Annotated in this window: 20 protein-coding genes and 1 tRNA gene; 12 read left to right on the forward strand and 9 right to left on the reverse strand. The window is 51.0% G+C overall.

Translation table 11 applies throughout. The features are described from left to right. The first annotated feature begins 35 nt into the window (after positions 1-35). Positions 36-1,331 (forward strand): GTPase ObgE, encoded by a 1,296-nt coding sequence (obgE, locus tag JUF13_RS00785; RefSeq protein WP_203637311.1) that lies wholly within the window; start codon positions 36-38, stop codon positions 1,329-1,331. Between the two features lie 391 nt (positions 1,332-1,722). Here the strand turns inward: obgE and JUF13_RS00790 are convergent, their stop codons facing one another. Together JUF13_RS00790 and JUF13_RS00795 are read right to left on the reverse strand one after the other, a co-directional pair. Then, positions 1,723-2,469 (reverse strand): hypothetical protein, encoded by a 747-nt coding sequence (locus JUF13_RS00790; protein ID WP_203637312.1) that lies wholly within the window; start codon positions 2,467-2,469, stop codon positions 1,723-1,725. A gap of 13 nt (positions 2,470-2,482) precedes the next feature. Then, entirely contained in the window at positions 2,483-2,758 is a 276-nt protein-coding gene (locus JUF13_RS00795) for a hypothetical protein (RefSeq protein WP_203637313.1), read from the reverse strand. A 340-nt stretch (positions 2,759-3,098) separates the two neighbouring features. Here JUF13_RS00795 and rnz point away from each other — a divergent pair, with 340 nt between their 5' ends. The 4 genes from rnz to JUF13_RS00815 all read left to right on the forward strand — a co-directional run bounded on the left by rnz (position 3,099) and on the right by JUF13_RS00815 (position 7,869). Continuing rightward, on the forward strand, positions 3,099-4,049 hold the full coding sequence (gene rnz, locus JUF13_RS00800) for a ribonuclease Z (protein WP_203637314.1): 951 nt from the start codon (positions 3,099-3,101) through the stop codon (positions 4,047-4,049). Next, positions 4,049-4,438, forward strand: a complete 390-nt coding sequence (locus tag JUF13_RS00805) for a lipopolysaccharide assembly protein LapA domain-containing protein (protein WP_203637315.1) — start codon at positions 4,049-4,051, stop codon at positions 4,436-4,438. Before rnz ends, JUF13_RS00805 begins: the two co-directional genes overlap by 1 nt. 487 nt (positions 4,439-4,925) lie before the next feature. Continuing rightward, positions 4,926-7,328, forward strand: coding sequence for a single-stranded-DNA-specific exonuclease RecJ (gene recJ, locus JUF13_RS00810; RefSeq protein ID WP_203637316.1), 2,403 nt, complete (start codon positions 4,926-4,928; stop codon positions 7,326-7,328). Positions 7,329-7,350: 22 nt separating this feature from the next. Next, positions 7,351-7,869: an adenine phosphoribosyltransferase gene (locus JUF13_RS00815; protein WP_125762937.1), complete on the forward strand. Its 519-nt coding sequence runs from the start codon at positions 7,351-7,353 to the stop codon at positions 7,867-7,869. Positions 7,870-7,962: 93 nt separating this feature from the next. Here JUF13_RS00815 and JUF13_RS00820 read toward each other — a convergent pair whose 3' ends face one another. Together JUF13_RS00820 and JUF13_RS00825 are read right to left on the reverse strand one after the other, a co-directional pair. Beyond that, positions 7,963-9,144 carry an MFS transporter gene (locus JUF13_RS00820; RefSeq protein ID WP_373300776.1) on the reverse strand — a complete coding sequence of 394 codons (1,182 nt, stop codon included), beginning with the start codon at positions 9,142-9,144 and terminating at the stop codon, positions 7,963-7,965. Positions 9,145-9,690: 546 nt separating this feature from the next. Then, positions 9,691-10,101, reverse strand: coding sequence for a hypothetical protein (locus JUF13_RS00825; RefSeq protein ID WP_203637317.1), 411 nt, complete (start codon positions 10,099-10,101; stop codon positions 9,691-9,693). A 138-nt stretch (positions 10,102-10,239) separates the two neighbouring features. Here JUF13_RS00825 and JUF13_RS00830 point away from each other — a divergent pair, with 138 nt between their 5' ends. From JUF13_RS00830 to JUF13_RS00850, 5 genes are all read left to right on the forward strand, one after another. Further along, a complete protein-coding gene (locus JUF13_RS00830) occupies positions 10,240-10,617 on the forward strand; it encodes a hypothetical protein (RefSeq protein ID WP_203637318.1) in 378 nt (125 codons plus the stop codon). Positions 10,618-10,757: 140 nt separating this feature from the next. Beyond that, positions 10,758-11,156 carry a TIR domain-containing protein gene (locus JUF13_RS00835; protein ID WP_203637319.1) on the forward strand — a complete coding sequence of 133 codons (399 nt, stop codon included), beginning with the start codon at positions 10,758-10,760 and terminating at the stop codon, positions 11,154-11,156. 52 nt (positions 11,157-11,208) lie between these two features. Continuing rightward, positions 11,209-11,296, forward strand: a tRNA-Ser gene (locus tag JUF13_RS00840). A gap of 435 nt (positions 11,297-11,731) precedes the next feature. Beyond that, positions 11,732-12,277 (forward strand): hypothetical protein, encoded by a 546-nt coding sequence (locus tag JUF13_RS00845; RefSeq protein ID WP_203637320.1) that lies wholly within the window; start codon positions 11,732-11,734, stop codon positions 12,275-12,277. A 211-nt stretch (positions 12,278-12,488) separates the two neighbouring features. Further along, positions 12,489-13,262: a hypothetical protein gene (locus tag JUF13_RS00850; RefSeq protein ID WP_203637321.1), complete on the forward strand. Its 774-nt coding sequence runs from the start codon at positions 12,489-12,491 to the stop codon at positions 13,260-13,262. Between the two features lie 312 nt (positions 13,263-13,574). Here the strand turns inward: JUF13_RS00850 and JUF13_RS00855 are convergent, their stop codons facing one another. The 5 genes from JUF13_RS00855 to JUF13_RS00875 form a co-directional block, all read right to left on the reverse strand. Next, entirely contained in the window at positions 13,575-14,063 is a 489-nt protein-coding gene (locus tag JUF13_RS00855) for a cupin domain-containing protein (RefSeq protein ID WP_203637322.1), read from the reverse strand. A gap of 26 nt (positions 14,064-14,089) precedes the next feature. After that, positions 14,090-14,257, reverse strand: coding sequence for a hypothetical protein (locus JUF13_RS00860; RefSeq protein ID WP_164511268.1), 168 nt, complete (start codon positions 14,255-14,257; stop codon positions 14,090-14,092). 92 nt (positions 14,258-14,349) lie between these two features. Beyond that, entirely contained in the window at positions 14,350-14,823 is a 474-nt protein-coding gene (gene ndk / locus JUF13_RS00865; RefSeq protein ID WP_203637323.1) for a nucleoside-diphosphate kinase, read from the reverse strand. Positions 14,824-14,966: 143 nt separating this feature from the next. Next, positions 14,967-15,152: a PspC domain-containing protein gene (locus JUF13_RS00870; protein ID WP_203637324.1), complete on the reverse strand. Its 186-nt coding sequence runs from the start codon at positions 15,150-15,152 to the stop codon at positions 14,967-14,969. Positions 15,153-15,178: 26 nt separating this feature from the next. After that, entirely contained in the window at positions 15,179-15,841 is a 663-nt protein-coding gene (locus JUF13_RS00875) for a histidine phosphatase family protein (RefSeq protein ID WP_203637325.1), read from the reverse strand. 176 nt (positions 15,842-16,017) lie between these two features. On the opposite strand from JUF13_RS00875, the gene JUF13_RS00880 reads away from it, so the two are divergent. Both JUF13_RS00880 and JUF13_RS00885 read left to right on the forward strand, forming a co-directional pair. Beyond that, entirely contained in the window at positions 16,018-16,899 is an 882-nt protein-coding gene (locus tag JUF13_RS00880) for a PPK2 family polyphosphate kinase (RefSeq protein WP_125762921.1), read from the forward strand. A gap of 151 nt (positions 16,900-17,050) precedes the next feature. Beyond that, positions 17,051-18,220, forward strand: coding sequence for a hydroxymethylglutaryl-CoA synthase (locus JUF13_RS00885; RefSeq protein WP_203637326.1), 1,170 nt, complete (start codon positions 17,051-17,053; stop codon positions 18,218-18,220). Positions 18,221-18,252 lie beyond the last annotated feature (32 nt).

The raw sequence follows: 18,252 nt of genomic DNA on the forward strand, positions 1-18,252 counted from the left end.
GCACGCGCTGGTTTAGAAAACGAGGAATAAAAATTATGTTTGTAGATCAAGTTAAAATTAACGTGAAGGCCGGCAACGGTGGAAATGGTATGGTGGCCTTCCGGCGCGAAAAATTTGTGCCAAACGGTGGTCCAGCCGGTGGTGACGGTGGTCGTGGTGGCAACATCATCTTCCAAGTCGACGAAGGCTTACGGACGTTGATGGACTTCCGGTACTCCCGTAAATTCAAAGCGAAAAACGGGGGCAACGGGGCCATCAAATCCATGACGGGCCGCGGTGCCGACGATACCATCATCAAGGTGCCTCAAGGCACGACGGTCATCAATTTGGAAACGGGCGCCGTGATGGCCGACCTGGTGGCCAGTGATGACGAGGCCGTGATCGCCAAGGGTGGTCGTGGTGGTCGAGGCAACATTCATTTTGCCTCACCCAAGAACCCGGCACCAGAAATCGCCGAAAATGGCGAGCCTGGTCAAGAGTTTGAAGTCCAACTCGAATTGAAGGTCTTGGCCGATGTTGGGCTGGTTGGGTTCCCGTCCGTTGGGAAATCCACGTTACTGTCCACGGTGACGAGTGCCAAGCCCAAGATTGCGGAATACCACTTTACCACGCTGGTCCCTAACCTGGGGATGGTGCGGTTACCCGATGGCCGTGACTTTGTGATGGCCGATTTACCCGGTCTGATCGAAGGCGCCGCCACCGGGGTCGGACTCGGTTTCCAATTCTTGCGCCACGTTGAACGGACGCGGGTCATCCTCCACTTGATCGATATGAGTGGGCTGGAAGGCCGCGACCCCTACGATGACTTTGAAAAGATCAACGAAGAGTTGAAGACGTACGATCCAGATATCTTGAAGCGGCCTCAGATCGTGGTTGCCAACAAGATGGATATGCCGGATTCAGCGGACAACCTGGCCAAGTTCAAGGAAAACTTGAAGCAGGACAAGCTGTTGGCACAGACCCCAGAAATCTTTGCGGTCTCCGCCTTGACGCACGATGGTTTGACCCCATTGTTGGGTCGCACGGCGGACATGTTGGCCGAAACGCCACAATTCCCAGTTAAGCAGCCAGAAGTGGCTACCTCTGCGGAATACACGTTCAAGCCTGAAGCTGAATTCACGCTGACGCAGGATGAAGATGGCACTTGGATCTTGGGCGGCGACAAGCTCGAGAAGCTGTTCCAAATGACCGATATCAACCATGAAGAAAGTCTCTTACGCTTTGCTCGGCAAATGCGGGGGATGGGGGTTGACGATAGCCTGCGGAGCCACGGTGCCCAAAACGGGGACTCGGTTAAGATTGGCGACTTCACCTTCGAATACATGGCTTAATCAGCAATTTGGTATTTGTTCCCGGCGGCTGAGGCAAGCAGCTCTGCTGTGAGGAACGCTTCCAGCCTGAGGGGCGGTCTTCCAGCTCGCCTTCGAGCCTGGAAAGTCACCAGTCTCAAAGGTCGTCCCGTGTTCTAGGCCGAGTGAGAAACCTCGGCTAAGAACACTGACACAGCTGATCAGCTTGCCTCAGCCTCTGGTCACGAACACGAGTCGCTGATTGCTGGTCGGCGTTACAATTTAAAAAAACTATTTGTTATTATGTCGCCACTGCCTAAAAATCTAGGTGGTGGCGATTTTTTTTGTGCCGGTTAATAGTGGCGTGAAGACAGCAAAAAAGGACGGCCAGTTGCGGCACGTCCTGACAGTTTTTATTCAGTTTGATTGGGCCCTACAGCGTTAACTTCAACCAGCCAGTTGGGTCGGCGACTTGCTTATGATCCGCGTAGGCGCCGGCGAATGCAATCTTGACCGACTTGAAAGTAGGTTTGGTCTTTTCGCTGGCGAGGCCGGTGGCGAAGGTATCGAGCTTGTCGTGAGCGGCAATCGTCTTGCCGGCACTGGCGTCGCTCAATTGGTTGGCGGCGTTCAGCTCTAAGCCCTTTTTCAACCGAATCGCCTGAATGCCATCGGTGGTGACGTCGTGGTCACCGTTGTTGGTGATGGTGAACTTCACCTGAATCGTGTAGTAGGGGCTCTTCAGGGTGGTCAGGTTCAACGCCTGAGCGGCCATGCGTTTGGCAGCCGCCGTCTTGGCCGTGTTCTTGATCAGGCGCACCGTCGTGACTTTATAAGTCAGATTGCCACTCTTGATGGTGGTCCGGGGATGCTTGACCTTAGCTAACTGGAGCTTGGTGCCGACCTTGTCGTAGGTGTATTGGCCGGACGACTTTAGGTTGCCCGACTTTACGTAGCGCGCACTCTTGGTTTGGTCAGCCTTGGGTTCGTAGGTTTGGGCCTCTTTCTTAGTGGAAGACGATTGGGTCACAGCCGCATCTGGGTTGGCGGCGTGATAGCTGCTAGACTGACTACTACTGTTTTTAAAACTAGCGGTACTCTTTGACGCGTTGTTTTGACAACCGGCCAGACCAACGACGGCGAGCAGACTGGCTAGGATGGCAACTTTTGATAAACGCATGGTAAAACTCCTTTCAACCGAGCAAAATTTGGTGAGGCACAAGACGGTAACCGTACAGCCGAACGGGGGGCTCCGCCGCGATAAAGAGACTCGCGTGGGGGTCAATCTGCTGGCACCGGGCCCGAAATTGGTCCAGTGTCAGGGGATGTCCCGGCCCGCTGACCAACAAAAGTTGCTGGTCGCCCGGCTGGAGGTCGGTGATGGGCTGTAGCTGATGGTCGCGTTCCCAGTAGAGCCGTAACGCGGGATGTAGATCAATCGTGGACCGGTTAAAATCAATAAGACGCAAGGCACTCCCTCCCCAGTTCGTGTCGTCGTTGCATAGAAAAGGTGGCAACGACTTCGATTACCTTCAGTATACCGAATTTTTTCGGGGAACCCCAGCCCTCGCAGAAAATTTAACGGAAATTTGCCAGTTAAGGGGTGAAAGCGAGTGGTTACGGGGTTCGGGGCGTCCACGGGAGTCAACGAGGGATGAGGGTGGCAACGGCAGGAGCCGTTGCAGCAGCGTTAGGCAAGGTGCGAGTGACCCCAGACAATTGGAAAAGTGGGGTGGAAAAGTTGCGGTTTGCCCGAAAATCCCCTAAAATGGTGTTCGGACTTCTAAATAGGATAGGAACGAAAAAATTATGGAAATTGAATTCTTAGGGACCGGCGCTGGTTCGCCAGGAAAGTTCCGCAACGTAACGAGTACGGCCTTGCGTCTGCTAGACGAACGCAACTCCGTTTGGCTGTTTGACGTCGGCGAGGCGACACAGCACCAAATTTTACGAACGACCTTAAAGCCACGTAAAATTGATAAAATTTTTATTACTCACCTGCACGGGGACCACATCTTTGGGTTGCCCGGCTTGTTGAGTAGTCGCTCCTTTCAGGGGGGCAATGAACCACTGACGATTTATGGACCTAAAGGGATTCGGAGCTTCGTAGAAATCAGTCTGCGGGTGTCCGAGACCAAGCTATCCTATAAGATTCATTATCAAGAATTGGCCAGTGATGGGTTAGTCTTCGAGGACAGTAAGTTCCGCGTCTACGCCCAGCACTTGGATCACCGCATCGAGTGCTTTGGCTACCGAGTCGAGGAAAAGGATCATCCGGGCGAACTCCAAGTGGACAAGCTGCGGGAGGCCCAGATTCCGTCGGGTCCCGTTTACGGGAAACTCAAGGCCGGCGAAACGGTCACCTTGCCAGATGGGCGGACCCTTAACGGCCAGGACTTCTTAGGCCCCGCCCAACCGGGCCGCATCGTCGCTATTTTAGGCGATACCCGGCAGACGCCCGGTGAAGAACGATTGGCGCGCAACGCGGACGTCTTGGTGCACGAGAGTACATTTGCCAAGGGCGAAAGCAAGTTAGCCCGTTCGTATTACCATTCCACCAACATTCAGGCGGCGGAACTGGCCAAGCGGATGCACGTGAAGATGTTATTATTGAACCATATTTCCGCCCGGTACACCGGTAAGATGGCGTTAGACCTGCAACAACAGGCCCGCGACGTCTTCAAGAATACCAAGGTGGTCAAGGACTTTGATGAAGTAGATGTGCCGTTTCAAAAAATAATTAAAGCTGGTGTGAAGTGATGAAGAATCAATGGCGAATCGTTGTAACTATTTTATTGGTAATCGTTGTCGCGGTTTTTGCAATTCTAAACGTGGAGAGTGTGCCCGTTTCGTTTGGCTTTACCACGGTTCATTGGCCGTTGATTCTGATTCTGTTGGTGTCCATCTTAATTGGGGCCATCCTGATGATTCTCTTCTCAACCATCAATAGTTTCCAGCACAACCGCGCTTACAAGGAGCTGGAAAAGACCAGCAACGACCGGATCACGGCATTAAAGGTCGACAACGACCGGTTGAACAAGCGCCTGCAAAACTCCAACAGCAAGCAGGCAGCGGGCTTGCAGGAAAAGCAAATCAAGACCCTGAAGGCACAGGTGGCTGATTTACAAGCTCAGTTGGATAAGCAGTAGACTAACTGAATGGCGCGTACAATAACTGTCATTGTAGTTAATCAATCAGTGAGACTACCGTTTGTCTGGCCAATCAGTTGGTAAGATGAACTTAATAACGGTAGTTCTGATGAGAACGATAGACAGGTACCGGGTTAACGCCGTGTTAGCCGCAGGGATGGTGAAAATAGGCTCAGCCGTGGGAATTCGCTTAGTGGGAACCACTTAGCGAATTGCTATCTTTGAGACTCGGGTTATGAGACTCAAAGTAAGTCTGGAGACCGCTTTTTGGCTCCAGACGGGCGCCCACAGCGTCACGGCCAATTTTCACCATCCCGGAGGCGCAAACAAAGCGCAACCCAAGTACTCAGGAAAATAGTAGAAGGCCAACGTTCTCAATCGATGGGCGTTGCAGGGATTAGCGCTGAACGCAACACTAATTTCTGCGGCGTCCGTTTCTATTTGAACGCTGGCCACACAGATTTAGTTTGGAAAGGATGGTTTGCTGGTGATTGCCGCACAGTACCAATGGAATATTAAACATGTTGATCAGCCGTCAGCCGAGGCCCAAGCGGTGGCGCAGGCAGAAAGTATTTCGCCGATCGTCGCCCAGATTCTGTGGAACCGGGGGTATCAGACGGCGGAAACGGTTCACACATTTTTGAATCCGGGACCCGAACAACTCCATGACCCGAACCTGTTACACGACATGGCCAAGGGGGTCGCGCGAATCGAAGACGCGATTGGCGCCGACCAACAGATCACCATTTACGGGGATTATGACGCTGACGGGGTCACGAGCACGTCCATTCTGTATGAAACGTTGAACGAAATGGGAGCTAAGGTTAATTACTATATCCCGAATCGGTTTACCGATGGGTATGGTCCTAACGTCGCGGCTTTTAAAAAGCTGATTGCGGCGGGTACCCAACTCTTCGTGACGGTGGATAACGGGGTGGCCGGAAACGAAGCCATTGCCGCGGCCAACGAAGCGGGGGTCGACGTGGTGGTGACCGATCACCATGAACTGCCTCAGGAGTTGCCAGCTGCCTACGCAATCATTCATCCCCGTTACCCAGACGCAGAATACCCGTTTGGTGGCCTGTCTGGTGCCGGGGTGGCCTTCAAGGTCGCGCAGGCCTTACGCGAAGAGATTCCACAAGACCTGTTGGACCTGGCGGCCATTGGGACCGTGGCCGATTTGGTGCCCCTGGTCGATGAAAACCGGGTACTGGTCTACTACGGCCTCCAGCTATTAAAGCAGGACGAACGGCCAGGCTTACAGGCGTTGATGAGTGGGGCCGGGTTGAAGCCCGCCGAATTGGACGAGCAATCGATCGGATTCGGGATTGCCCCCCGGTTGAACGCGTTAGGTCGCTTGGACGATGCTAGTCCCGCCGTGGAGCTTCTCACCACGCTGGATGACGAGCGCGCCAAGTCCTTGGCTAAGGATACGGAACAAAAGAACCGCCACCGCCAAGACCTGGTCAAACAGATCAGCGCGGCGGCGTTGGCGGAAGCGGCCGATGCGGATCACCGTGACCGGCCGACCCTGATTATTAGTGGGCACGACTGGCACGAAGGCGTGCTGGGAATCGTGGCTAGCAAGGTCGTGGAGACCACGGGTAAGCCAACCTTGGTCGTCAACATTCAGGATGGCCGTGCCAAGGGGTCTGGTCGAAGTGTCGATGCGTTTAATCTATTTACGGCCTTAGACGGTCACAGAGACCTGATGACGGCTTTTGGGGGTCATCACATGGCCGTGGGGTTAACCTTCCCTGAGGACCAATTAGGGGCCTTAGCGGATGCCTTGGATGCCGAAGCGGTGACGCAGAAACTGACCGAGAGCGGGCCGAGCGAATTGGCCGTGGCCGCCTCCTTAAAGGTCGGCGACGTCACGATGCCGCTTTACCAGGAATTGGCCAAGATGGCGCCGTTTGGGACGGACAACCTGCAACCGTTATTTGCCTTTGAATCGGCGACCTTGACACAGATCAAGGCCATCGGTCAGGACCATTCCCATTTGAAATTCCAATTACAAGAGGGCCAACACCAGCTCAATGCAATCCAGTTCGGTGCCGGGAAAAATGTGCCCGCACTGACGGCTGCTTCGAGTGATGCCGCCGTGCTGGGTGCGATTGAAGACAACGTGTGGCAGGGGCGGCATTCCCTGCAGGTGATGGTCAAGGATTTGAAATTAACGACCACCGCAACGGCTGAACCCGCTGCGACACCAACCGTCGCTGAAGCACAGCCGACTGCACCACAGGCTGCCACCAGTGCCCCAGCAACTGGGCGGGTCGTGGATGCGCGGACGATGCACCTCAATCAGGCGATGTTTACCGCGTTTGGTGTCTACGTCTTCTTCCACCGCAACGTCTATCAACAACTGGCGGGGCAATTGCCAACCGGGGCCACGGCGCTCTTAGTCGATGGCTCGGTTCAACAGCCACTGCCAGCCGACACGCCGGCATTTGTCGTCGACTGTCCGGATGATACGACCGATTTGACCCGCGTTTTGGCCGAGCTGAAACCGCAACAGGTCACGGCTTATCTCTATAAGAAAGAAAGTCTTTCGCAATTAGGGATGCCAACTCGCGCGCAATATGCTAAACTGTTTAAGTTCGTTGCAACACATCAACAAGTCGATGTGGGACACCAACTGGACCAGCTGGCCACATTTTTGCGGTTACCACGGACCCAGTTAGTCTTCATGATTCAAGTCTTCTTCGAGAGTGGGTTCATCACAATCGATCACGGCATCATGAACGGTGTGGCGCACCCGGAGCACAAGGATTTGAATATGGCCCCGAGTTACCAACTCAGAGAACAGCAGATGCAGACGGAAGACGCGCTTTTAAGCTGTCCGACCGCGGCACTCGTGCAACGTCTCCAGGCCTCATTGACCTAATATAAAGGAGCTACTTAATCTTATGGCAACTGATTTTACGAAATATATTGCAAGCGTTCCGGACTACCCCGAAAAGGGCATCATGTTCCGGGATATCTCCCCATTAATGGCGGACGGCAAGGCTTTCCACGCGGCAACTGACGAAATCGTCGACTACGCGAAGGGCAAGGGCGTCGAAATGGTCGTGGGTCCAGAAGCCCGGGGCTTTATCGTCGGCTGTCCGGTGGCTTACGAAATGGGCATTGGGTTTGCCCCTGCCCGTAAAGAGGGTAAGTTGCCCCGCAAGACGGTCAAGGCCAGCTACGATTTAGAGTACGGCCAATCCGCCTTGTACATGCACGAAGACGCCATCAAGCCAGGTCAAAAGGTCTTAGTGACCGATGACTTATTGGCGACTGGTGGGACCATCGAGGCCACGATTCAATTGGTCGAAGACTTGGGCGGCATCGTTGTCGGCACGGCCTTCTTGATCGAATTGAAGGATCTGCATGGTCGCGACAAGCTTAAGGGCTACGATATCTTTAGCTTGATGGAATACTAAGCGTTAAAATAGTTTAACCTAAAAGACTGGCAGCAACGACCCCCGCGGAGGGACGTTGTTGCCAGCTTTTTTGTTTGGATTTAGGATGAGTGGTTAATCCGCAATGGTACCGTGGTGTTGGACCACGATGCCCGTGAGTGTCAGAGCCAGGGCAAACACCACCAGAAGACCAATGACCGGAGCCCAGGAATGCGTCGTTTCTTCTAAGAAACCGAAGAGAATCGGGCCGACTGCGGCTAGTAGGTAGCCCGCCGATTGGGCCATGCCGGAAATGGCCGCCGTTTGATACGGATTGGTGGTCTTCTCGGTGAAAAACATGATCGATAGATTGAAGGCGACACCGGAGCCGAGGCCGCTGATCAGGGCCATGGTGGCCAGAAAAACCAGCGATTGCGTGGGCACCAGGAAGGCTAAGGGCGCCACCACGTAACCCAGCGTCATGATGGCCAGTAACGTGGTCAGACCATGGCGACGATTGTAGAGGTAGGGCACCAGGAAGGCCAATGGCAGACCGCTCAGTTGAAAGAGCGTCAGGAGGTTGCTGGCTACGATGGTTGAGACGCCGTGTGCGGTGAGAATGCTGGGGAGCCAAGTCAACAGGACGTAGTAAACCAGTGACTGTAGGCCGAAAAACAGGGTAATCAGCCAGCCGGATCGTTGGTGCCAGACACTTTGGTAGTGGGGCTTGGCGGCGCGTTGCTCGGCGGTCAAGGTCGTTGAACGGCGACCGCGTAAATTGGGTAACCAGGCCAATGCGGCCACGATGCTGAGCAGACCCAATAGGCCTTGGGTCAGGCCAAAGCTGACGTGCGAAATTAAGTAGCCGGCCGCGGCGGTACCCAACGCGCCAACCAGTAGCATGGAGAGCGTGTACAGGCTGGTGCCGAGCTGAATCTGGTCGGGCACGTGTTCCTTGATCAACGCGGGAACTAGGACATTGCCACTGTCGGCGCCGATACCGACCAGGAAGGTGCCGATGAAGAGCGCCGCAATCGTGGGGATGATCCGCAGATAACTCCCGGCAATCAACAGAAGAAAAAGGGTGAAAACGGTCCGCTCGTTGCCCCAGCGGTGGGCTAATTTCACGATAATCGGTGAAAAAATGGCAAAGGTGACCAGCGGAATCGACGTCAACAGGCCGGCCAGCGAACTGGGCAGGTGCAACGTCTTCTCCAGGCTAGGCAATAGCGGCGGCATCAGGGTAATGGGTAGCCGCAAGTTAGCGGCAATCAGCATCATGCTGAATAGAAACCAGGAACGTTTGGGTTGAGACACGGGGGTTCCTCCTTAGGAAAGTTTGGGATGGATTGCTTGGGTAAGACAGAATAATCAATGCAAATTTACCCCATTACCAACTAGTATAGACCTGAAAACGCCACCGAAAAAAGGTCAAATAAAAAGTCAGGGTCGTGGGAGGCGACCCTGACTAGCGAAGAAAACAGCCCCGTTGAGGAGGACTATTGGGGGTGAATCAAGATTCGTGCGGAATCCGTGGGCGATGAAAAAGGGGAGAAAATGTGTTTATCAACTAATCTATTTGATTAGTTTGTAGTTATATTATCGGCTAATTGGTTGTGACTTGCAATGAATATGCTCAGGGAAAATTGGGGGTCGAAAAAAGCGCTTGAGTTGGCCTCAAACGCCTTAAGTAACGCGGGTTTAGTGTTTGCGCGACAAGAAGTAGCTGTAGAGCGCAATGCCCAGGCCAATCACGATGAGGACCAGGACACTAATTTTAACAGCAGGTGACACGGCAACCCCTTCTTTCTCCCAAGACTTCTCCCTAAGTATAGCAAGTTAACCGGTTTCACGGCAAGCGGGTTAGGCCTGGTCGTGGTAGTGCTTACCCGTTTTCAGGTTGATGTATTCCAGGCTGTAGGCATTGCCACCGTCGAGTTGATCGGTCATAAACATGGCATAACGGCCCTTGTGGGTGACGGCCCCGTGCGCGTGGGTTTCACTGCCAGCGCCGGTGTGAACGTTAGCGCCCTTGGAAATGCCCGTGTATAGGTTGTGGACCCAGGTGACGTGCGCAATGTCTTTGGTTTTGTAATATTTCAAATGGAACTTCCGCCGCATCTGTTTGACGGTGTACTTAGACCGGTACTTCTTGCCGTGCCACTTGATGAGGTGGTGGGTGGCGGCCTCAGCCGGAACGACTGGCGCGGCGGCGATGGTGCCACCGCCAATGGTTAATAATGCAACGATGAGTAAGAGTGACTTCTTGAACACGTAAAATTCCTCCCTGAATAACAGCAATTGGGGTTCACCCCCCTGACTCTCAGTGTACCCTTCTGATAACGGACAAGCTAGCGGCGGATTGGAAAAACGGGGGCATCCGGGTAGAATAGAGAATAAGAAGGTGATCGGATGGATTTTGTTGACTTAACGCCAATTCAATTGCGGTATACGCCCCTAGGAAGCCGCCAGCAGGCCCCTAAACTGCATGACCGGCAACTAGACTGGCAAAAGTTAGCCGCGCTGATACGGGATAATGGGGATGTTATGGCGGTCGTCCAGGCGGGGCTGGCTGAGGACTGGTTGAATACGCAGGGCACCATTTGGGATGAGCAGTGGGGTTACTACCGGTACCCAAATGATAATCGGGAGCCCGACGACACGGTCTTCTGGGCGGCTTCGACCTGGGCAACGCCGGCTATCCTGGTGACGTTCCACAATGAACTGACCAAGGCGTTTGCCTGTTATACCGAGGGGCGGGACCCGGATTTTCACTATTTGGGACGTTAATCTGATGGCTCAATCATTTACGCGGGAAATAAAATTAGAATTGAGATATAGCTTTCATAAGAAAAACACCATTCTGTAATCGTTTTGACTTTTAAGCCGGTTATACTTAAGCCAAGTTAATTGGAAAGGGAGTTTGACTTATGAGTGACCTGTTTATTAGTTACCAGTCCGCTGACCCGTTGGCCCATTCATTTCAACTTCAACTCCAGAAATGGGCGGACAAGGACTGGGAGTTCCCGAGTTTCAGCTTTCACGAACAAGAACCGCCCATCAAATTTCAAACACGGGCGGCCGGGGCGGTGCGGCGTCAGCTCCGAAAGGAAATCAAGCAGGCACACCAACTCCTGGTGATTGTTAGCCGGCAGACGTGGCAATCCGAGTGGACGGACTGGGAAATCGCGACGGCCTACGAGGCAGATAAACAAGTGTTGGCTGCCAAGGTTGATTCGACCAATATCTCACCGCTAGGCCTGTTGACGGCCAATCCGGTGTGGATCGACCCGTTTGATCCTATCGCGCTGATCCAACGAAAATTTTAAACAAGGCTTGCATTTATAGTCATTATTGGTAAAATATATTAAGTAGTGACTTGGAGAGTTGGCAGAGTGGTAATGCAACGGACTCGAAATCCGTCGAACCGGCTAATACCGGCGCGCAGGTTCAATTCCTGTACTCTCCTTAAATTTAACTGTTTCACCTGTTTGTAACGTCGTCAATTGTGGAATTGATGGCGTTTTTGTTTGGCTTAAAGCGCGTGAGAACGGATTGAAACGATAACTTAGTGAACTTTTACGCTACAACAAAGTAAGTAATTGGCGTGAACATGACATAGGTTGTGAAAGCTGATACGTTTGATACTCGTTTTTTCATGATATGTTTTGCGTAGTGTGTCGCAGGTTCTGGGGGGGCCTGCTATGATTATTCAAAATATAAAATTAGAGATATTGGCAATAATTATCCGAGAGTACATTGAAGTTGGCAAATAGCGTGACGGTAACCGTAATAGCTTGAATGTTATATTCAGTCTTCGTCCGTTTGAACTTTTGTCCATCAGGCTGTCTTGGTGGTGACACTGAAGTTTTGTTATGATTTTAAATAGTTTGGAGAAATCGATATGAATTATATTATTTCAGGTGTAATTTCGTTTGTAGTTGCTTTGATTGTAAGCGGAATTGTCGCACCAATAGTTAATGCAAGACTTGCTGATAAAAATAGGAAACGGGCCATTGCTGATAAATATAAAATTGACGCACTAGATGAATTCATTGGAATATCCTTCAACTTGGACCAGTCAGCGAAGAATTGTGTAGGCAGCATAATTGATATGCAGACTGGTAATATTATTACTGGTGACATCTCTCCCCAAATGGAAATTGTAGCTAAAAATTTAATTGACTTTGGTAATCAGGGCGAGCTTTTTACAACGGCACAATTGAAATATCAAAGGTTTTTTGGAGATGAAATTAAAAGTCAAATTGATGGATTGTCAGAAATGTATACAAATATTTATATGGACATTAGAAAAAGTTATGCGGACTTTTCTAATACGGGAAGTGTTTTTGAACTGAAAGTTGGTGATGGGACACTAGATAATATTGCGAAAAAGAATAATAACCTAATTGATAGCTTAGAGAAACAAAAGGAGCAAATACTGAAATAGGTTTAAGATAATTGTTGTGTTGAGAGCATCGTGAGAAAATATTTTTAAAACAAAGAAGGTAAAAAAGGTATTGGATATCCGGAATGGTGCCCCTGACAATTACGATTTTATAGTATCAGTTGTGTGAAAACTTAGAATGGTGGAAAATTCAAAATTGCAAGTTTTAGAATGTATTTAACTTTTAACCTTTAGTTAGTTTGGAGGATTGTCTGTGAGAAGAATAAATGACAGCACTTTGAAAATGATTGTAATTTTAGGCTATTCGCTCATGTATATAGTTCCAGTTTTGTTAGGCTTTTTATTGTTTCATGCTAATCTAAGTTTTGGAAGTCCTGGTGATTGGCTTGGTTTTTGGGGTGGCTATTTAGGAGCAATTGTGGCTATTGGCGGTGTTTATTGGCAAGTGAATCGAACTATAAAAAATGATAGAGAGCAAATGTTTAGTCAATCTAGACCGTTTTTTATTTTGAAAATGGAAGATACTTGTTCAAAAGAAATTAGCTATTATTTTTATAATTATGATGTAGACGGAGTTTCTTTAGGAATAAAACAAGTCATCGGAGATGGACAAACTATTCCTTGTTTTGTAATTAATAATGTATCGCAAAAAAATATGATGGCTGTTAAAGTTGTGCTTGAACACTCTGGTGAAGACAACACATGTGTTTATATAGATAAAATCTTAGCAGGAAGCAAGGTAAAATTATTACCTAAAGCTATTTCCGATAGTTTAATAGGATGTATGAGTTTGGACAAAGTCACAAGTGACGTAATCAGTAAGGGTGATAAAATTAGAATATATTTCACTACTGAAGTAAGAGAAAAAGTAAAACTAGAGTTTGAAGTAGCTGATAATTTTAGAATTACGTACAACAGGGATGATCGGCTTATTGAAAATCATGGACAAAGAATCAGCAAAGAGGAGTATAACAGCTCGGGGTTCATAGAATCTTCATCATTTAAAGATGAGATAGCAGGTGAATAATTTATAAGCTGAGAGTTGAATTTCACGAAAACCGTTTAGGCCTCCAACTGGTGTTTTTACGTTTCGATTTGATATAGTTTGGAGAAAACGCAATAAAGATCTAGAATGAAATTTGGGTTAACTGTGTCACTCATACTCTCCTGGTGAAGTGTACATTTGAACTGTGTGCTTACTTGCCCGTCATGGTAAGCAAGCACACAGCTTTTTGTCGTGGATTAAAAATCCCACCAAAATTAATTAGTGGGGTCACGCAAATGCTTAATTTTCAATTAGTCTTGGACATCATTATTTAAACGGACAACGAACTAATCCTTAATCCGCCAACCGCCCAATAACCTCATCCAACCCAGGATACTCCCGCAACAGGTCCGCCTTAGCCGGCATCGTAAAGTCCCGGAAATCAAAGCCCGGGGCGACGACGCAACTCACCAGGCAAAAGGCATTGGGGGTCGTGACTTCGGCGGCAAAGAGGGTGCCGCGTGGAACGGTAAATTGGAGTCGCTCGTCATTGAGCACATCTGGACCCACCGTCACGTGGTAGTAATTGCCATCCGGTGCGATGCAGTGAATCGTGATGGCCGCACCGTCGTGGAAAAACCACAGTTCATCGTGATTGAGCTGGTGGAAGTGAGAGGGGTTGGCGCTGTCGAGCAAAAAGTAGATCGACGTGTAGTGATACCGCGCGTCCTGGCTGGTATTGTCGAAGAACTGTTCGTCGCTATGAGCCGTTTGGCGGTACCAGCCGCCCTCTGGATGTGGCTTGAGCACCAACGCGTCAATGTAGGTTAATTTACCGGTCATCAAAGTTGCCTCCTTAAAGCCTGTGCTTACTGGTCTTCACCCCAGGGTGTCTGGGTCGATTTGGAAATCCCCTTGGCCTGCTTGATGGCCTCGTTCAAGGCATTGGTAACTTCCTTGGGGGTCCGCTTCGTCAGGTCCTGCTGCTTGAGCCATTCGTAGGCGGCAGCTTCAAAAATATCTTCGGGAAATGTCATGTCTGTTCACCACCTTGCCCTTGATTATAGCAGAAGTCGTGGTCAAGCGGGCACAAAAAACGGGCCGCCAGTCGGCAGACCCGTTCCGTTAATTATTCGGTCACTTTTTGTTTCTTGGCAACTTGTTGATGGGCTTCGACGGCTAGTTCGGGGAACCAAATCGCAATTTCATGATGCGCGTTCTCCCGGCTGTCAGAGGTGTGGACGATGTTTCTTAAGATACCGTCTGGGTATTCGTGGGCAAAGTCGCCCCGAATGGTCCCAGGTTGGGCGTCGTTGGGCCGTGTCTTACCCGCCAAATTGTGGACGGCCTTCACGACATCGGTCCCGGTAACGATGATAGCCACCAGGGGGCCTTCCGTCATGTACGTCTCAATTTCATGGAAGTAGGGCTTGTTGACCTGATCGCGGTAGTGCCTTTCAAGTTGTTCAGGAGTTGCGCGGACTACTTTTAACGCCGTGATTTGGTAGCGCTTACTTTCTAGCCGTGAAATAATCTCACCGATGTGGCCTTCTGCGACACCATCGGGTTTTACCAGTACCAAAGTCTTTTCTGAATTTGCCATGATAGAGACCTCCTTGTATTTTGAACAACGGAACTTCATTGTTCATGACCTAACAAGTTACAATTTAAATTGTAGGGGATTCTGCGGGCCACGTCAACTAAAAAAGCAGCTCCCGTCAAAACGGCAACTGCTTGGGATTAACGCTATTCTGGATCACCCATGATCATCCAAAGAATCAGGTAGGCGATTAGCCCAGGAAAGGCGGGGGTAATGGCTAAGACGACGAAGAGGACGCGGGCTACACCCGGGTTCCAGTCGAAATGTTCCGCTAAGCCGCCAATGACGCCGGCAAAGACGCGGTTATTAAGTGAACGGTGAATATTTTTCATGAGAAATCCCTCCCACTGGATAATTTTTAAGATTGGAAATCAGTTTTGTTGAAGAAGTCGACGTGAATCGTGTCGTCGGTGATCTCCAGCTTGGTGATACTGCCGTTGATGGTGGCAATCCCTTCGTCGAGTTCAGGGGCGTAGCGGTCAACAATGGACCGAATCGTCATGCCGTGGGAAACGACTAACACTTGGTCGCCATCCTTGGAGTTGGCCCGCAACTTATCAAAGCCCCGGTCCAAGCGGTCCCAGAACATGTCGTTGCTTTCGGCTTCCCCGTATAGGTCGGCTTGGTGAATCAGGTCCCGAGCCTTTTCCAAGCCATAAGTGCCCAGCACGTCGGATTCGGAGGTCAACTTGACCTGGGCCCCGACGAACTGCCACATCTGGTTCAAGTCGTTACCTTCAAAGTAACCGTGGCACTGTTCCCGGAATTCGGGGTATTGGTAAGACACGATATTCATGTTTTCAGGATTTTGTTTCAGCGCAATGCGCGCGGTCTCGATGGCCCGACCGGAATCACTACTGTAGGCGGCGGTCAGGGGAATGCCCTTGAGCTGTTCACCGGCGCGTTTGGCATCGGCCCGGCCTTTTTCGGTCAGGGGAGAGTCGATCCAGCCCTGAACCTTGTTGTAGTGGTTTAACATGGTTTGCCCGTGACGCACGAAGTACGCGGTAATTTTCTTCATTTTTTCAAAACTCCCTCATCAACTTAGTAAGTGGTTACAAGCCTAGTATAGCAATGCCACGCGGTGAACGCACCCATTTAGCCGTTGAAATGAAAAATCTTCAAATTTTAAGGGTTTTGCCAGCGCCAAGTTGCGCAAAGAATGCTATGCTTTTCAATAACAGGAGGCGATGCGTATTGAGTACTGAAAGTAGTTATCGTTATATGGGGGACCATCCCCTCGATCTTAGTCAGTTAGCCACCCGGGTCGATCACGTGCCCGAACAGGCGGTCATCACCAATGCTTTGGAAGCCAATGTGGCAACGTTGAGCGACCTGCAGAGTCGGTTGTATTCTCAGAAGAAGACCGGGGTCATCATCATCTTACAGGGGATGGATACCGCCGGGAAGGACGGCCTGATTCGGCACGTGTTCAGTGGGTTAAATCCTTCCGGTACGAGTGTCGTCAGCTTCAAGCAACCCACACATCTCCAGTTGGACCATGATTTCCTCTGGCGGATCAACCAGGCATTGCCGCAACGCGGTGAGATTCGGATTTTCAACCGATCGCAGTACGAGGACGTCCTGATCAGTCGGGTACATCCGGAAATGCTGTTGAAACAAAATCTGCCCGGTGTCGAAACGTTAGATGACGTGGGCGATAAATTCTTCGACCGCCGGTACCACGATTTGCGACACTTTGAAACGTACTTGCGGCACCAGGGATTTATCACCATCAAGTTTTTCCTGCACCTTTCCCGCGAGGAGCAGACGAACCGCTTCGAACGGCGAATCGAAATTCCTAGTAAAAACTGGAAATTCTCACCCAGTGATATGCAGGAACGGGCCTTCTGGGAGGACTATCAAGTTGCCTATACCAAGATGCTGGAAAACACGGCCACGAAGAAGGAACCTTGGTACTTGATTCCGGCCGATGACAAGGGGGTTGCCCGTCTGCTGGTCTCCAACATTTTGGTCAAACGGCTCCAGAATATTCACCCAACTTACCCGAAAGTTTCGCAGGAGACGAAGGAAAAGCTGAAGACTACCCTGCATCAGCTAAAAGAGGGCGAATTGTAACTGACAATATGCATGATGTCAGTGCATGATACCACGTTCAACATGGCTGAATTGTATGATACAATTGGCGATAGATTTGCCTTATCTCCTTAATAAATGCTAAAGTAACGGTAACTTAATTTCAGTGATTTTACTTAGGAGGATTCAGACGATGACCGTTGCGGTAGGAATCGACAAATTGGGGTTTTATACGCCCGGACTTTATTTGGATATGACGGACCTCGCTCACGCCAGAGGGGCTGAGCCGAACAAGTATTTAATTGGGATCGGCCAGTCCAAACAGGCGGTGATCCCCCCAACTCAGGACGTGGTCACGATGGCGGCCAACGCGGCCGAGCAAATCTTAACGCCGGCCACCAAGGCAGAAATCAGTATGGTCCTCTTCGGCACGGAATCGGGCATCGACAATTCCAAGGCCACGGCGGTTTACTTAGCCCACCTATTGGGTCTGCCCAGCAACACCCGGGCCGTGGAAATCAAGCAGGCCTGTTACGGGGCGACGGCTGGGCTACAGCTAGCTGCCGACTTTGTCCGGGCCCGGCCCACGGCGAAGGTGCTGGTCATTGGCGCCGATATCGCGCGCTACGGGTTACGGACGGCCGGTGAGGTCACCCAGGGTGGTGGCGCCGTGGCCATGCTGGTAACGGCCAATCCGCGTATCTTGGCGTTAGATGCCATCAGTAGTTACCACACAGCCGACGTCATGGACTTCTGGCGGCCGACCTACCGGACCGAGGCGTTGGTAGACGGCAAATATTCAACCAATGTCTACCTCGACTTCTTCCAGCAGGTCTGGGACGACTACCAGGCCCAAACGCACCGCACGATTGCGGACTTTTCCGCGTTTGTGTTCCACTTGCCATTTACCAAAATGGGACGGAAGGGGCTCCGGCAGATCCTACCAACGGCGACGAGTGCCCAACAGGCCACGTTGACCGCGGCCTTTGAGGCCAGTCAGGCGGATAACCGGGAAGTCGGCAACCTCTACACGGGGTCACTTTACCTGAGCCTATTATCCTTGCTAAGGCACGGTAATCTGCAGGGCGGCGAACGGCTGGGCCTGTTTAGCTACGGGTCGGGCGCTGAGGGCGAGTTCTTCAGTGGCACCGTGCAACCAGACTTCCGGCAGGGCTTTGATGAGGCTTTTCTCGCACACCAACTGGCGGATCGCCAAGCCGTGAGTGTGGCGGATTACGAGGAAATCTACCGGGCACAGCTGCCAAATGACAGCCGCGATGTCCAGCTGGCCGTGGGTCAGGAAACGGCGACGTATTATCTGGCCGGTCGGCAACACGAGCAACGACAGTATCGTCAGCAATAATTTGTGAAAATTAAAGGTTACGCCTAAAGGCC

This window comes from Levilactobacillus wangkuiensis, assembly GCF_016861605.1.
Lineage (GTDB): Bacteria > Bacillota > Bacilli > Lactobacillales > Lactobacillaceae > Levilactobacillus > Levilactobacillus wangkuiensis.

What these genes read in the sequence shown, in the direction of transcription:
- obgE (WP_203637311.1), top strand. Translation starts at nt 36, where the DNA reads ATGTTTGTAGATCAAGTTAAAATTAACGTGAAGGCCGGCAACGGTGGA.
- JUF13_RS00790 (WP_203637312.1), bottom strand. Translation starts at nt 2,469, where the DNA reads ATGCGTTTATCAAAAGTTGCCATCCTAGCCAGTCTGCTCGCCGTCGTT.
- rnz (WP_203637314.1), top strand. Translation starts at nt 3,099, where the DNA reads ATGGAAATTGAATTCTTAGGGACCGGCGCTGGTTCGCCAGGAAAGTTC.
- JUF13_RS00805 (WP_203637315.1), top strand. Translation starts at nt 4,049, where the DNA reads ATGAAGAATCAATGGCGAATCGTTGTAACTATTTTATTGGTAATCGTT.
- JUF13_RS00815 (WP_125762937.1), top strand. Translation starts at nt 7,351, where the DNA reads ATGGCAACTGATTTTACGAAATATATTGCAAGCGTTCCGGACTACCCC.
- JUF13_RS00830 (WP_203637318.1), top strand. Translation starts at nt 10,240, where the DNA reads ATGGATTTTGTTGACTTAACGCCAATTCAATTGCGGTATACGCCCCTA.
- JUF13_RS00835 (WP_203637319.1), top strand. Translation starts at nt 10,758, where the DNA reads ATGAGTGACCTGTTTATTAGTTACCAGTCCGCTGACCCGTTGGCCCAT.
- JUF13_RS00845 (WP_203637320.1), top strand. Translation starts at nt 11,732, where the DNA reads ATGAATTATATTATTTCAGGTGTAATTTCGTTTGTAGTTGCTTTGATT.
- JUF13_RS00855 (WP_203637322.1), bottom strand. Translation starts at nt 14,063, where the DNA reads ATGACCGGTAAATTAACCTACATTGACGCGTTGGTGCTCAAGCCACAT.
- JUF13_RS00860 (WP_164511268.1), bottom strand. Translation starts at nt 14,257, where the DNA reads ATGACATTTCCCGAAGATATTTTTGAAGCTGCCGCCTACGAATGGCTC.
- ndk (WP_203637323.1), bottom strand. Translation starts at nt 14,823, where the DNA reads ATGGCAAATTCAGAAAAGACTTTGGTACTGGTAAAACCCGATGGTGTC.
- JUF13_RS00870 (WP_203637324.1), bottom strand. Translation starts at nt 15,152, where the DNA reads ATGAAAAATATTCACCGTTCACTTAATAACCGCGTCTTTGCCGGCGTC.
- JUF13_RS00875 (WP_203637325.1), bottom strand. Translation starts at nt 15,841, where the DNA reads ATGAAGAAAATTACCGCGTACTTCGTGCGTCACGGGCAAACCATGTTA.
- JUF13_RS00885 (WP_203637326.1), top strand. Translation starts at nt 17,051, where the DNA reads ATGACCGTTGCGGTAGGAATCGACAAATTGGGGTTTTATACGCCCGGA.